This is a genomic window from Nostoc sp. DSM 114159 (assembly GCF_053470285.1).
In genome coordinates this window covers 4,610,556-4,625,084 of sequence record NZ_JBPFEH010000001.1, presented here as the reverse complement: position 1 = coordinate 4,625,084, position 14,529 = coordinate 4,610,556, and the positions used below count along the sequence as shown (strand labels likewise).

12 protein-coding genes are annotated in these 14,529 nt (G+C 40.7%); 4 read left to right on the top strand and 8 right to left on the bottom strand.

What is annotated here, in order from left to right; all coding sequences use genetic code 11:
- Positions 1–181: 181 nt before the first annotated feature.
- The 4 genes from ACR5KR_RS19125 to ACR5KR_RS19110 form a co-directional block, all read right to left on the bottom strand.
- Positions 182–1,441, bottom strand: coding sequence for an MFS transporter (locus ACR5KR_RS19125; protein WP_448267612.1), 1,260 nt, complete (start codon positions 1,439–1,441; stop codon positions 182–184).
- Between the two features lie 559 nt (positions 1,442–2,000).
- Positions 2,001–3,467, bottom strand: coding sequence for an HlyD family secretion protein (locus ACR5KR_RS19120; protein WP_448267611.1), 1,467 nt, complete (start codon positions 3,465–3,467; stop codon positions 2,001–2,003).
- 159 nt (positions 3,468–3,626) lie between these two features.
- Entirely contained in the window at positions 3,627–4,094 is a 468-nt protein-coding gene (locus tag ACR5KR_RS19115) for a MarR family winged helix-turn-helix transcriptional regulator (RefSeq protein WP_445630971.1), read from the bottom strand.
- Positions 4,095–4,171: 77 nt separating this feature from the next.
- Positions 4,172–4,366, bottom strand: a complete 195-nt coding sequence (locus ACR5KR_RS19110; RefSeq protein ID WP_448267610.1) for a hypothetical protein — start codon at positions 4,364–4,366, stop codon at positions 4,172–4,174.
- 386 nt (positions 4,367–4,752) lie between these two features.
- Here ACR5KR_RS19110 and ACR5KR_RS19105 point away from each other — a divergent pair, with 386 nt between their 5' ends.
- A complete protein-coding gene (locus tag ACR5KR_RS19105) occupies positions 4,753–6,411 on the top strand; it encodes a hypothetical protein (RefSeq protein ID WP_448267609.1) in 1,659 nt (552 codons plus the stop codon).
- Between the two features lie 10 nt (positions 6,412–6,421).
- Here the strand turns inward: ACR5KR_RS19105 and ACR5KR_RS19100 are convergent, their stop codons facing one another.
- Positions 6,422–8,080 carry an ArnT family glycosyltransferase gene (locus ACR5KR_RS19100; RefSeq protein ID WP_448267607.1) on the bottom strand — a complete coding sequence of 553 codons (1,659 nt, stop codon included), beginning with the start codon at positions 8,078–8,080 and terminating at the stop codon, positions 6,422–6,424.
- A gap of 128 nt (positions 8,081–8,208) precedes the next feature.
- Here ACR5KR_RS19100 and ACR5KR_RS19095 point away from each other — a divergent pair, with 128 nt between their 5' ends.
- Both ACR5KR_RS19095 and ACR5KR_RS19090 read left to right on the top strand, forming a co-directional pair.
- The gene (locus ACR5KR_RS19095; RefSeq protein WP_445630974.1) at positions 8,209–8,853 is read left to right on the top strand and encodes a class I SAM-dependent methyltransferase; all 645 of its coding nucleotides are present in this window, start codon (positions 8,209–8,211) and stop codon (positions 8,851–8,853) included.
- 134 nt (positions 8,854–8,987) lie between these two features.
- On the top strand, positions 8,988–9,443 hold the full coding sequence (locus ACR5KR_RS19090; protein WP_448267606.1) for an EVE domain-containing protein: 456 nt from the start codon (positions 8,988–8,990) through the stop codon (positions 9,441–9,443).
- A gap of 59 nt (positions 9,444–9,502) precedes the next feature.
- Here ACR5KR_RS19090 and ACR5KR_RS19085 read toward each other — a convergent pair whose 3' ends face one another.
- The 3 genes from ACR5KR_RS19085 to ACR5KR_RS19075 form a co-directional block, all read right to left on the bottom strand.
- Positions 9,503–10,327, bottom strand: a complete 825-nt coding sequence (locus ACR5KR_RS19085; RefSeq protein ID WP_448267605.1) for a M90 family metallopeptidase — start codon at positions 10,325–10,327, stop codon at positions 9,503–9,505.
- 267 nt (positions 10,328–10,594) lie between these two features.
- The gene (locus ACR5KR_RS19080; protein ID WP_448267604.1) at positions 10,595–12,517 is read right to left on the bottom strand and encodes an Hsp70 family protein; all 1,923 of its coding nucleotides are present in this window, start codon (positions 12,515–12,517) and stop codon (positions 10,595–10,597) included.
- Between the two features lie 14 nt (positions 12,518–12,531).
- A complete protein-coding gene (locus ACR5KR_RS19075) occupies positions 12,532–13,431 on the bottom strand; it encodes a hypothetical protein (protein WP_445630979.1) in 900 nt (299 codons plus the stop codon).
- A 153-nt stretch (positions 13,432–13,584) separates the two neighbouring features.
- Here ACR5KR_RS19075 and ACR5KR_RS19070 point away from each other — a divergent pair, with 153 nt between their 5' ends.
- Positions 13,585–14,376, top strand: a complete 792-nt coding sequence (locus ACR5KR_RS19070) for an SAM hydrolase/SAM-dependent halogenase family protein (RefSeq protein ID WP_448267603.1) — start codon at positions 13,585–13,587, stop codon at positions 14,374–14,376.
- The last annotated feature ends 153 nt before the right edge of the window (positions 14,377–14,529 follow it).

Sequence of the window (14,529 nt, the reverse complement as noted above, 5' to 3'; positions counted from 1 at the left end):
ACTTTGTTCCAGTTTCAAGGTTAAGTAGCAAAAAATTTTATTATTAAATCTTATACCAATATGTTCTTTGCCGCGTGAGCTTGAATCAGCAACGCTAAAAATTATAAATTCATTGCTATAGAAAGCCCAATTAACATAAATATAATATATAAATTCATAAATTTAACTACGGTTATTTATCTTAAACTTCTGGATTCGTAATAATCCCCTTTTGCTCATAAATTGGACGCATTATTTTCCTTAAAGCAGGTAACTGTCTGCTAAAAATAATTGACCCTAAAATACAAGTTATTCCATCAATAATTAAAGTGTTGGGAGCGCCAATATGGCTTGCTAAAAAACCTCCTAATAAATTACCTACCGGAATCATTCCCAAAAATGACATTGTGTATAAGCTCATCAATCGCCCGCGTTTATCGTCTTCAACAATGGTTTGCAAAAATGTATTGCTAGCAGCAATTTGGAGAATTGTTCCTAAGCCAACAAATAACATGGTAAATAAAGAGAGTGGTAAAAATCGAGACAAAGAAAAGGCAATTAAACCAGTTCCTAAAATTGCTGGAGCTAAGGCAATCAATTTACCAATTCCTAAGATTGTTTGGCGCGTAGCTAGATAAATACCACCAGTTAAGGCTCCAACTCCAGATGCCGCCATCAAAAAACCCAAACTTTCTGCACCACCTTTGAGAACTTGTTCGGCAATAACGGGGACGAGAATAGTGTTTTGCAGTCCCATCAGGCTGACTAAAGCTGATAGCAACAAGATAGATCGAATGGGTGGGAAGCTAAAGGCATATACAAATCCCTCTTTGACTTTTTGTAAGGGATTACCGTCAGTTACCGAATTTTTCCAAGGTTTAACTTTCATTGCCAATAAAGCGGCGATTACAGCAACGTAGCTTAAACCATCAATTAAAAAACAATAGCCAGTTCCAACCCCAGCAACTAATAAACCTCCGATCGCAGGGCCAATTAATCTAGCACCGTTAACCATCGTAGAATTAATCGCGATCGCATTGGCTAAATCTTCTCTGCGTTCAACCAATTCTGGCACAAAAGCTTGACGGGCTGGCGCATCTAAGGCGTTAATAAATCCTTGAAACAAACTCAAGGCGATGATATGCCATACATCAATCATTCCAGTTAGCGCCAGCGCTGCTAATGTTAACGATTGAATCATCGCCAAGACTTGCGTACCAATTAAGGTACGATACCGAGAAAAGCGATCTACAAATACTCCACCAAAGGGAGCTAAAAAAAAGTTAGGAATTTGACTAGAAAATCCCACAACTCCCAGCATAAATGGGGATTTTGTCAAGTCATAAACTAGCCAAATTGTGGCAAGTTGCGTCATCCACGTCCCAATTAGGGAAATACCTTGCCCAGCAAAAAACAGTTGGTAGTTTCTTGACCTTAATGCAGGTAGTAGCGGTTTTTTCATCTCAGGCTTGCTTTATACCAATCTGCTTTCATAGATATCATCTCACCTCATCTCTATACGCCTCTCTTTAGATGTAGGAGAATGTCATAAGCAGAAAGAAGTTTTTCATCTTGTTTACAGGCAATTTCGTATTTAATGATGTCCGGTTGATTACTTACTAAACCCCAAGAATCCCACCCCGCAAAAGCTACGCTTTGTCTCCCCTCCCCGCAGGCGGCTACGGTGTACACACAAGTCTGAAATAGTTTACTCACCTAGTTTCCACGTCAGTTGTATTGGAGAGGGAACTAGATTTCCTCTTTCCCCCCAATACATCGGGGAGATTAAAGGGACGTGAGTTTGACAAGACCTTTTTTGACCTCTCCCCCAACCCCTCTCCGACACGGAGAGGGGAGCCAAAACCGTAATTTCTCGTTGCTCCTCCCTTGATCCGTGGGAGAGAGAGGTTGTCCGGGAGAGGTTCATCGAACTGACGTTAAAGGGGGTAATTGAACTTGTGTATACACGGAGGGACTGGGGGTGGGGTTCTTTGATTATGGGTAATTTGGGAAACATGGTATTACTTGACTTCCACCGCAACCTCCGCAGACATCCCAGGAGTAATCCGCGATTCATATCCTTGAATGCTCTTTTGGTCGAAAACTACTTTTACTGGAATGCGTTGGACGACTTTAGTAAAGTTACCTGTAGCATTATCCGGTGGCAATAAAGCAAACTGAGCGCCGGAAGCTGGCGAAATACTGTCAACACGACCCGTAAAGGTGTGATGAGGGAAACTATCTAACTTGATCTCTACTGGCTCTCCTGGGCGCATCTTTTCTAATTGAGTTTCTTTGAAGTTCGCAACTACCCAATAGCTGTTATCGACGATCGCCATTAATGGTGTTCCTGCTGCGACGCGGTTGCCAACTTCCACATTTTTCCTACCTACCCGTCCAGCACTGGGGGCGGTAACATTTACATAAGATAGTTGCAATTGCGCGTCTTTGAGCGATGCTTCTGATTGGGCGATCGCTGCTTTTGCCGCTTCGTATTGACTACGCTTAACTGTGGTATCTTGTCCGCCGGCGGTAGCTTGTTGCAATCCTCCCTTAGATGCTGCCAATTTAGCTTGAGCGTTAGTGACATTTTCTTGCGCTTGTGCTAATTGAGACTGGGCTTTGGCGACACCAACTCTTGCAGAGGCTAACCTGGCTTGAGCTTGTTGTACTCCCTGAAGAGCAGCGTTCCTTTGTGCTGTAGCCACGTTAAAAGCGGCCTTGGATGCGTCTAGCTGCTGGCGAGCGATCGCACCTGATTGATACAACTGGTTGTAACGATTGTAATCTGCTTGAGCATTTTCCAAATTCGCATTTGTTTGCGCTACCTGCGCTTGAGCGGCAGGAATCCCTGCTTCGGCTAGTCTGACTTCAGCTTGCGCTGCTGGTATCCCAGCTTGAGCTTCTTGTACTGCTGCTTGGGCTGTGGAAATTGCTGCTACTGCACCACTGACATCTCCTTGTGCTTGAGTTGTCTTACCAGTGGTGGTTTGTGAACTTAAAGCAATATTTGCTTGAGCAGCTTGCGCTTGACCACGAGCATTTTCGAGGGCGGCTTGTGCTTGTTGCACCTTACTTTCATAGTCCCGTGGATCTAACTTCACCAACAATTGTCCCGGTTGCACTAGTTGGTTGTCATTCACCAGCACTTCACTTACAGTTCCGGGAATGCGACTACTAACTTGGTGAATATTTCCCGCGACGGTGGCGTTGTCTGTTTCCTGGTGGGTAGAAGCGTATTGCCAGTAGTGAAGACCAAAAGTACCTGCGGCGATCGCACCCACGCCTAATCCTGCCAAAATTAAACCAGTCGGTCTTTTCCGCTTCGGTGGAACTTCTTTCTCGATCTCAGGAGTTACAACAGGTGCTTCTGCTGTTGCAGGTGTCTCTGCTGTAACAGTTTCTAAAGTCTCAGTATCAGGAATCAATTGTTTTTCTAAAATTAAAGTTTTGTGTCCGTTGCGTCCGTTTAAAGTATTAGCACCCATATTCTTAGCTCTCTTCTTCGTTCAATAATTTGATTGACAATCGTTTATTTAGAATGCGTAGTATTTCCCGAAAAATTTTTATTTCCTTAGTATGCGTAATATTATCTCAAAATAAATCTTTATATAGCCTCCCCCGGTCGGGTGATTATAAAATCATCTTTAAGATAGGTTAGCGATCGCCCGATTCAAGATTTGGGAAAACAGTTCTCGATCGGCAAAGGAAATACCATCCATCGCTTCATCACGCACGGCTGCGGCGATTGGTGGTAAAACAGCCTCTAGTTCCTTTCCTGCATCCGTGAGCCAGATTCGCCAGATGCGCCGATCTTGAGTGTCGCGTTCGCGACGCACCAAACCGCGTTCTTCCATCCGATCTAGTACGCCTGTTAAAGTACCGCCCACTTGTTTGAGTTTGTCTCCAATACTAGAAGTAGGTAAACCATCTTCTTGCCAAAGACAGCACAACACCAACCAGTGAAATGGCGTCAGTCCAAAGGGTTCTAGCTTCTCAGTAAACTTGCGACTCAGCAGTTGTGAGACTAATTTGATTCTGTAGCCCAAATTGTATGGTGCCAGATTGTGCTGCCACGACTCTAAGGTTGGGGAGTGATTAGATGTAGAAACCATTTAGCAAAATACTTCGTACACGTACTATTATCATAACTAAATTAATCTTTTTTAGCAATAGTTGCTTTACATCTATCTTAGGGAAGAGTTTGAATCAACTGGTACTCTTTTACTGTACCAATAATGCGGTAAGACCGAGGCAATTTAGGGGACTGGTCAGCATAGATCCAAGCATAGCTCAAAACTGGTATTTGCGAAATAGAGCCTACTTGTTGGGTATGAATGGGAGGATAGAAATCAAGTATTACTTGGGTTTTCTTGTCAATTTGCACATATTAGGTAGGCTGAGAATGGAGCGATCGTTCTCTCGATACACCCCTGAACGGCTACGATGATTTGTCACATTAAACCCAGCATATTGCACAAGTTCTAGCTGAAATCTTGCATAGGCAAGCGACACTCCATCCTTTTAATCTAGATAGTTCGGCTTTCATAACCTTTCGTTCTGGGTAAAAAACAGAGCGTTGCTAGAAATATTGGCTTGATAAATGACCGCTCAGTACTTGAAGATTGTACAATCAGAAAAATTGAAAAAAGCTTTTGATTTTCCTAATTAACATAATTTATTCAGACATAGACGCGTATAATGCTCATTTCACTATTACAAAAAGTTTTAACAGCACCTATTATTCAAAAAAGCAAACAAAATCAATCTAGATTGACTGTTATTTTTTGGTACAGTCTCAGTCTAACTTTTGCTGTTGGTTATATTTTTATGGGGCTGCGACAAGCTTTCACCAGCAAATATATAGTGAGCGACGATGCACGGGAATATATTTCTTGGGTCTATCGTTACTTTAACCCAGATTTATTTCCTGGGGATTTAATTGCCGATTATTTTCAATCGGTGACACCAATTGGGTATGGTATTGTTTATAAAATAATTGCAGCTTTAAATATAGATCCAATTTTATTTGGCAAAATTTTTCCATTAGTACTAGGACTAATTACAACTAGCTATTGCTTTGTGGTTTGTATGGAGATATTACCAGTACCAATGGCAGGGTTTCTCGCTTCTTTACTTTTAAATCAAAGCCTTTGCCTTCATGATGACCTATTTTCTGCTACACCTAGAGATTTTATTTATCCCCTGGTTTTAGCTTTTATATATTATTTAATCCGGTCTTCTGGATTTGGTGTATTAATTGTATTTGCCCTTCAATGTTTAATATACCCTATCATAGGTTTTATCGATTTATTAATTTTACTTTTGAGATTATTTCGCTGGCAGAATGGGCAGATAACTATTTCTCATAACCGAAAAGATTTTATTTTATTTGTAGCAGCCACTATAACTGCTGGTATCATAATTTTACCTTATACTATTCAATCATCACAATTTGGCCCAACAATTACTGCTGCTGTTGCGAGAACTATGCCAGAGTACTGGGATGGAGGAAGATTCAGGTATTTTACTCATAATATTATTAGTTATTGGTTTGATGGTAGAGATAGCGGTTTTTTTGCTTTAATTGCACCCCCTCAACTATTATTTGGTTTATTATTACCAATTATCCTGAAATTCCAGTCTCACTTTCTCCTAACCAAACAAGTAAAGGATGAAGTCAAACTATTACTACAGGTAGTAATAGCTAGTTTAATCATGTTTTTTACTGCCCATGCCTTAGCTTTTAAACTGCACTGGCCTAGCCGCTATACCCATCATACTTTTAAGATAGTACTTGCTCTTGCAGCAGCAATTTCTATTACCTTAATTTTAGATGCTACATTTCGATGGTCGAGACAAAATGGCAGACAAATTTTAATCTTGGGGACTATTACGATCCTTGGTGCAGGACTCGTTTTGTACCCTAGTAGCTTAAAAGTTTTTCCCAAAACCCCTTATTTAGAAGGTCAAGCCCCAACATTATATAATTTTTTGCAAAAGCAACCGCAAAATATTGTCATAGCCTCTACTTCCCAAGAAGCAGATAACATACCAATCTTTGCTCAAAGAACAATTTTGGTGGGTAAAGAATATGCATTACCAATCCATACAAAATATTACGCTCAATTTCGCCAGCGGATGATTGACCTTATTAATGCCCAATATACTGATGATATTAATCAGGTTAAAGATTTTATTCAAAAATACCACGTAACTTTTTGGTTATTAGAACGTTCTGCATTCCTTCCAGAATATATAACTAAAAACACTTGGCTACAACAATATCAGCCAGCGGCACAACAAGCGAACGCAAATTTACAGAAGGCTCTACCTGTTTTAGCAACATTAATTAACTCTTGTGCAGTTATTGAGACCGATAATTTAGTCCTTCTCAAAACAGAATGTATCAAAGCAGTAGCGAAGACTTGAATATAATGTCTTAAGGAAGAACTTCAATCAACTGGTACTCTTTGACAGTGCCGATAATGCGGTGAGGCCGAGATAATTGAGAGGATTGGTTAGCATAGATCCAAGCATAGCTCAAAGCTGGTACTTGGGAAATAGAGACTACTGGTTGAGGGCGAGTAGGAAGATAGAAATTAAGTAGTACTTTTGTTTTAGCATCCATTTCCACATAGTAGGTAGGATGAGATTGGAGAATTGAGGCGATCGCACTTTGTTGTAAAAAAGTTTTTAAAGCAGGATTATAATCGCTCAAAAGCCCTATACTACCCATCGCCGCCAAAGCCAACCAACAGGGAATTAGCCAACCTGCAATCCAATAACGCGCTGTGAGAAGCTTTTTGTCAAAGTGGTAACGAGCAATCCACACCACAGGTAAAATTAACCAACCCAAGCCCATAGCCAAGCCAATACTTGCATACTTGCGGATATCAGAACTACCCCAGCTAAAAATGCCAATACTCGCTATAACAAGTAAAACACCTAATCCACCCAAGCCATAACTGAGGTTTCGGGGAAAATGATTTCTTGCAAAGAGGTTCAATATCTTTTTTTTACTTTTTTGAAGAGGGAAGTGTGCGGGAATTTCTGTCTGGTAAATATTGCCTAACCAACTTAAACCCACAGATGCAAACAAAGCGATGAACGGATAAAGGCAAAGACTATAGTGAGATAAACGAGTGCTAAAAATACTAATTTCTATAAAGAAAACAAGTGGAAAGCCAACTAATATTAACTGGTAACGAGGAATGGGACGACGGAGAGTTAAAAACAAACCTAAAAGTCCAAAAAAAGCCCAAGGAAATGCTTTTACAGGAATATTCCAGACATAGAATAGTAGCCCATTAGAGTCCCGTTCTTCAGAACTTAGTTGTACAACAAACTTAAGTAACTCCTCAAAACTATTATTTCCGTAGTGCAGCCAGCTTAACCACAGCCAAACACAGGTAGGTATTAAACCTACGAAAAAACCTAAATATAAAATTGGGTTAGTAAGATGACGATGACGGCGATGTTCCCAAATTAAGTAAGGTAATAAAGCTATAATTGGCAAAAAAATCATAAAGCTTCTAACTAAGAAGCCTAAACTTAAACTTAAACCAGCTAGAAAACTCCACCAGTAGCGATATTTGGGATGTAACTCCGTTTTAATTAAAGACAAAATAGCTAAAAGCACCAAGAGAACCATCGGTACATCAGGTGTACTTAAGCGAGAGTATTGCAACCAGAGAAATTCCACACTTAAAATTGCAGCAGCTAGCCAACCTAATTTTTTGCCTAGCATAATTTTGCCAATTTCATACACAAGCCACAAACTAAAAATGGCAGCAATCATACTAGGAAGACGCGCACTAGTATCACTGATACCAAACAGCTTATAAAAACTGGCAATTAACCAATAAGGGCCAGGAGTTTTATGATGTGCTGTTTCCCAAGGAGTTATCCAATTACCAGAATCAAACATCAGACGGGCACGTGATGCGTAAAGTCCTTCATCATGTGCCATCAGGCTATTATGTCCAGAAGTAAATAGTAATAAGGGCAGTATCCAAACTAACAAACTAAAATAGGGTAATGATGCGATTAGGCGGATTTGTCGCCAAATATGCTGTAAGAAGTGTAGTTTATATAACATTAAATTGATAAAAATTGAATGCTGCTATTTAGGTATGCTGCTGTTATTAAAATATGTTACATAGTGTTTGTGAAAAAATATCTGAAATTGCCGCAAATTTCGGAAACAGTACTCCAAAACAGAGATTTATGCAGTTAAGACCGAATCAGCGCCTGAAATTAGATGACACAGACGATAAACTGTTCTACGCCTATCCTCGCTTCGTCACCCATGTTGATGAAGGATTTATTCAACAGCTAACGGATTTATACCGCGATCGCCTCAAACCCAACACTCGCATTTTTGATATGATGAGCAGTTGGGTGTCTCATCTACCAGAAGAGATGCAGTTTGACCATGTGGAGGGACACGGACTCAACGCTGAGGAATTAGCACGAAATCCCCGCTTAAATCATTACTTTGTGCAAAATCTTAACGAAAATCCCCAGCTACCTTTACCAGATGGAGATTTTGATGCTGTTCTCAATTGTGTATCTGTGCAATATGTGCAATATCCAGAAGCAGTATTTTCCGAGATTTACCGCATCTTGAAACCCGGTGGTGTTGCAATTATCAGCTTTTCTAACCGGATGTTTTTTGAAAAGGCGATTCAAGCTTGGCGGGAGGCTTCAGAGGCGCAGCGAGTAGAATTAGTCAAAGAGTATTTCGCCTCAGTTCCAGGATTTACAACCGCAGAAGTGATAGCTCATAAATCAACATTACCGAATATCTTACAGTGGTTGGGTGCAGCTGGAGGAGATCCGTTTTATGCCGTTATAGCTTACCGTAGTTAAGCCAAATATTCACTAGTACAAGAGGGTTTGTAGTAAGCACTTTAGTGCTTAAAAGATAAGGACTAAAGTCCTTACTACGAACTTATTTACCTGCTCAAAATTCAAATGCTTTTGTATATAGATAATTTCTGTAGATGAATTATTGGTTAATGAAATCAGAACCAGAAGCCTATAGCATTGTTGACCTTCAACAGCAGAAAGAGACTATCTGGGACGGCGTTCGCAATTATCAAGCTCGCAACTTTTTGCGCCAAATGGATGAAGGAGACTTAGCTTTTTTCTATCACTCCAGCACGAATACTCCCGGTATTGTTGGGTTAATGCGTGTAGTGAAAAAAGATATTGCTGACCCGACCCAGTTTGATCCAGAAAGTAAATATTATGACCCAAAATCAAGTTCTGAATCGCCTCGATGGCAAACAGTTGTAGTGGAATTTGTTGAGACTTTTTCTAATCCCATCTTGCTATCAATACTCAAAGAGAAGTTTAGCGGCGAAGAGTTTATGTTGGTGAAACAAGGAAATCGATTATCAGTGATGCCTGTCCCTGAAGCAGTGGTTTTGAAGATTCTAGCGATGAAAATCTCCTAGATATAAAGCGTGTTTTACTCCTGAATTCTGAATTCTGAATTCTGAATGCTGTATTTAGTTCACACCCATTGCACAGGATCTAATTGATAGTAACGTTGTAATTGCTCATAAAGTGCCGGATATTCGGATAACAATTGGTGTGGTTTCTCAAAGAATGTCTCAGTCGCTACGGCAAAAAATTCTGCGGGATTTGTTGCGCCATAGCTATCCATTACCGTCTTTGCACCTTGGAGAACATCATTGCAAAGTCGCTGATATGCTTCTGTCATCACCTTCGCCCAAATAGCATAGTCTGAATTGTTTTGCAGTATCGGAACTCCTTCAGCTTTACCATCTTCTTGATCTAACTGATGGGCGAATTCATGAAGCACAACGTTACGTCCATCTCTCCAGTTATTAATGTCTTGTTTCACTTGTTCCCAAGACACTACTACTTGATCGTTTGTCCACGATTCACCTAGTCTGGCCACACGCCTTTCCTCAATAACATATTTTCCAACGGAATTCGTTTCCTGAACAAAATAAGCGTTGGGATACACCAGAATTGAACGAAGTCTGGGGAAGTACTGCCCACGTTCATTTAATAGAAGTAAACAAGCAACAGCAGCAACACTCAATTTCATTTCCTCTGTCACCTGTAATCCTCTACAGCCAATAAATTGCTTTTCTGTTAAGAAAACTTGAATATGTCCCTGAAGTCGTCTGAGTTCATCGGGAGAAAGACACAGATAAATGGGAAGATTATTTTCAATAATGGCATTCCAAAGTGGGGGAAAAGGACGATGTTTGAGACGGTTTCTTCGCCTTTTGACTCTAACGGGATTGACTAAAATCCCAATCAGAATCAGCCCAATGATGATAAATACAACTATTGTTTGAATCATTGACTTCTGAATAGGTTACATATTTAAGTCACTGGTGAGCAGAAAATTTAGATAAAATAATTGTTCTTATTGTGGCTCAATAACTCAAATTAAATGGGACTTTTCTTGCTTTTAGGGACTTCCAAGAAATAAATTATCCACTCTTGTGGGGTGGGCGACACGAGCGCCCGTTGACAGGGGCGGACAAGATGTCCACCCCATAAGAAAAGTTGTATATTTTTTTATTTGTCAGTCCCTTACAAAGTTTCATAATCCCACATATCACCGTTATTGAATCAGAATTATGCAAGATTGGACCTTGGCAGAAAGGCTGTTTTGAAGTCCTTGCTCAACTTTGACAATCAGTTTGTCAAAAGCTTCTTGATTTGCTGTCAGTTGTTCTTGAAGAACTTTCTCTAACTCAGGCTTTATTTGATCGCATATATCCTCAATTTTTTTGTCGCTCAAAAAATTAGAACGAATCCAACTAGGTACATCTACATTTGTCTTAATTACTTCTTGAACACCCTTACGATTTAGCTCCATTCCTGCTGCCATCAACGAAGCCCCATATACTAGTGCAATCGGCCAGGTTAAATGCCCAGTTAGGATGAGAGTGATAATGCTAGCCACAGCGCCTCCACCAATTACTATATTGACGATAAATGCTACTGTCTCAGCCAGAATAGCATCTCCAATTTGTAATTCTGGGTTAACAAAAGTTGGGTCAATACTATCCTGAAACCTTAAGCTGCTTCTAGGTATGTGAAACTTTCGACAGATTGGATCGGTTTGTGCGGCTAAATCAGGTTGGATTTTATTGCTAAACCAAGATGCGCATTGATGATTAATTATCTGCACGGCGCGATCGCTTTTGAGCCACTGTTCTGCCCGACCGATCAAAGCTGTTTCTAAATCGGCTAAAGTCCGTATTTTGTTTTTTTGCCAATCTTTTAAACTTGGTTTAACTGCATTGACAATCAAGCCATCCGCCAAAGGCTTAGTTAGTGATGCGATTAACTCTGGAATATGCCTTTCAATCAAACCTTTAAGCTGGTTTGAGGTAAATAGTTTGTTCACTTCTTGCTTAAAAGCAGCAGCACGCAGATCCCATCTTCCTACTCGTGCTAAACCCATTGCAATGCACCGTTCCGGTTCTGGATCGGGGCGAAGCAGCGTTTCTGGTTCGGGAAACATTTCCTGACAAAGAACGTGCGTAAACTTCATGCGAGATGCACCACCAGTCATCAGCACAAGTTTGGGCACGATTCCACGTTTTTCTAGCTTTTCTTTTGCTTCCTTTAAAGAGTCACTAAATGATTTAATCCAACTATGATTTTCCAGTTCAGGTAAGGGTTGATTTAAAATTTCCTCCATCATCAATTTATTCACTTGGGGAATAAAATAAATCTGTTCGTTGATCGACTCGAACCCACGCGCAAAGGATTCAGGATCGCTGTATAACTGTTCATTAGAAAAGTAATCTTCTTTAGCTTTGCGACAAGCAAGTTCACAACGAGCTTGGTGATGGGGATATTCTTTAAATACTTTTTCCAGTAATGCTTTTTGTTCGTGGTTGGCGAGAGTCCGGGCAAAAATAGCTTTGTCAATTAAGGATGCTCCCAAAGTATTACTCCCGAAATCTATCGGGATTTCTTCTAAGCTTTTAACCAGAGTAAAATCTGTGGTTGAAGAACCAATATCGACAATTAGCACCGAGCCAACAAGTTTGTCATACTCCAACTTCCCGGCTTCCTTGGCTTGCATGAAAGCAGCCCGCGATTCCGGTACAACATTGAGTTGGGGAATACCAGCTTCTTGAAGTAGCTTTTGGTATTCGGTGCGATCGCTAACTGACCATCCTGAAGGGCAACCAATGTAAAAATAGCTACTATCTCCACCTGCAAGTTGTTTGCTTTCTTTCAAAAGGCGGTAGTAGGTTGCCACAAAAGTGCTAATTGTTTCCCGATATTTGGGATCGTTGTTGGGTTTTTGCTTGAAAGAAATTGTCAGTTGGGTGACACCAGCTTGAATTAATGCTTGTTCGCCGACTAGATAACCGAGTTTGGGATGCCAGCCAAGAGCTGTAATTTGGTTTTTTTTGTTATTAATTTCCAACATCTGGGGGGGTTCGATGCTTTCCACGATCGCTTTCGCTACAGCCGTTTCACCGTGTCCCAAATCAAAACCAATTGTTTCTAAAATTTCCATACTTTTATTATCTATTATTCTCTAGCAGAGGAATATGCTGGTTCAATTACCCTACCGCGCCTAATTAAGCGATCGCCTTTCAACAAAGCTGGCGTTAGAGTCACGTGTTCTTTGGTATCGGGGTCAATACTTGGCTCAAAGTCAAAATATTCGCGATCGCTATTCGATCGGTAAATTTGAGCGTTAATTCCCTGAGACATTAAAATCTGTGGCAGAAGTTTCGCCAGTTCATAAGCCATTTGGGGTTTATCAAGTTTGGATGCGCCCATTAGTCTTTGGAGAAAATTCAATAACTCTGGCAATTCTTCTATTGCTAAATCGCCTTCATGTTTATTTGATTCTTCTACTCTAGCCACTGCTAGGTCGATAGTGTTGAGAGCATCGCCAAGGTGATCTAGAAATACTTTGCTATCAACCCGGAGAATCGCTTGAGGTAATTCCAATACTCCTTCAGATATAGAATTATTTTGCTGGTTGTTTGATTCGAGTTTAAGTACAATTTCTAGTCCGATCAGTAGAGAAGTTAATAAGATAGCCATCCACGCACCTGGGTTAGTTTTAGTTAAAGAAAACAACGAACCTAAGATGCCTATATAAATTAGTCCCTTTAGCAGTTTCAGGATTAATCTGCTGCTAAACAACTTTGTCCCTGTATTAGTAATTTGTCTTTGTTCTGTTGGAGCAACTTGAAGATAGTTAGCCGCAGCCAAAGTGGCGATGGACTGCCGCAGCGTATCCAGGAAAAAGGAAGCCAGACGAACTTGAGCCAAATTAAGCTTTTCAATGTAAATTCTTTCGAGATGATCGAGTCGGTTTTGCACCAGTTTAACTATTTGCTCAATCCCGATTGTGTTATCAATATCTATCTGGAGTTGGTTGCGTTCTTCGCTAAAAAGTGAAGTAATTGTTTTCATTGCATTGATTAAGACTTTAACGTTATTAATTAGAAGTGAAATGAACACTCGTTTTTTCATTTCACTCGGTAATCAGATAATGACGAAATAATTCATAATTATTAATTATGAATTAGGTTGATTGCAAATTACCCCATCAAAAGGAGGAGCAGAATGTTTATCTGCGTCATTGCAGACTACGGTACAGGAGATCCGGCATTTACTGAAGTCACACAACGTCTGCTGATGACTTTTCCCCATGCTCAAATTCATTTGCTTTCGGTTCCAGCATTCAGTACCTTAGCAACGGGATTCTGGATTGCCCAACTCGGACTCAACCCTGGCCCTAGCGATCGCCTAATTTATCACAACTGTGCGCCTCGTCAGGACGATCCTGAAGCTCGTCGAGATAATGAAGGTGAAGGGTTAACTTATGCCCTTCTATCTAATGGTGTAAAAGTAGTGGGTGTGAATGCAGGCTACACCCTCTCCTTTATCAAAGACCATACAAAGGAGTTGCGAGTCGTCAACGTTTCCCGTGGTGGTTCGCAGTTTCGCTCACGAGATGTATTTCCTCCAGCTGCAGCTGCGGTTATGAATGAAGATTTTAGCATTCTGGGAGATAGCCTCAAGAGCGAGCAAATCCCAGATGTTCCACCAGATCGCATTGCCTGGATTGATGGCTACGGCAACATTAAAACAACTATTGGGGCGCATACAGTTAACTTGGAGCCTCAAAGCAAGATCGTCATCCGAATTGGAGATGTGGTCAGTGATGCAGTGTATTCTGATGGCAGTTTCAAGGTGTCTGAAGGAACTTTAGCCTTTGCTCCCGGTAGTTCTGGTTGGTCAACAGGTGATTCCGGAGAACCATTGCGCTTTTTAGAGCTATTTTTGCGAGGAGGGAGTGCTTGGGAACGCTTTGGTCGTCCCCGTGTGAATCAGCAAGTAACTCGAATTGTCTGAAATCGGGTAATTGGCTTGTGTTACTGTCAGTAGACCGAAAATTTTTCCAGAACCCTTACCAGCCGTTGATTAGAGTTTAGAAACACAATTTGCCGGAATCCTGTTAGAGTCTGCTTTTCCAGAAACGAGGTTGTTGGTGGTTTAAGGGTGCAT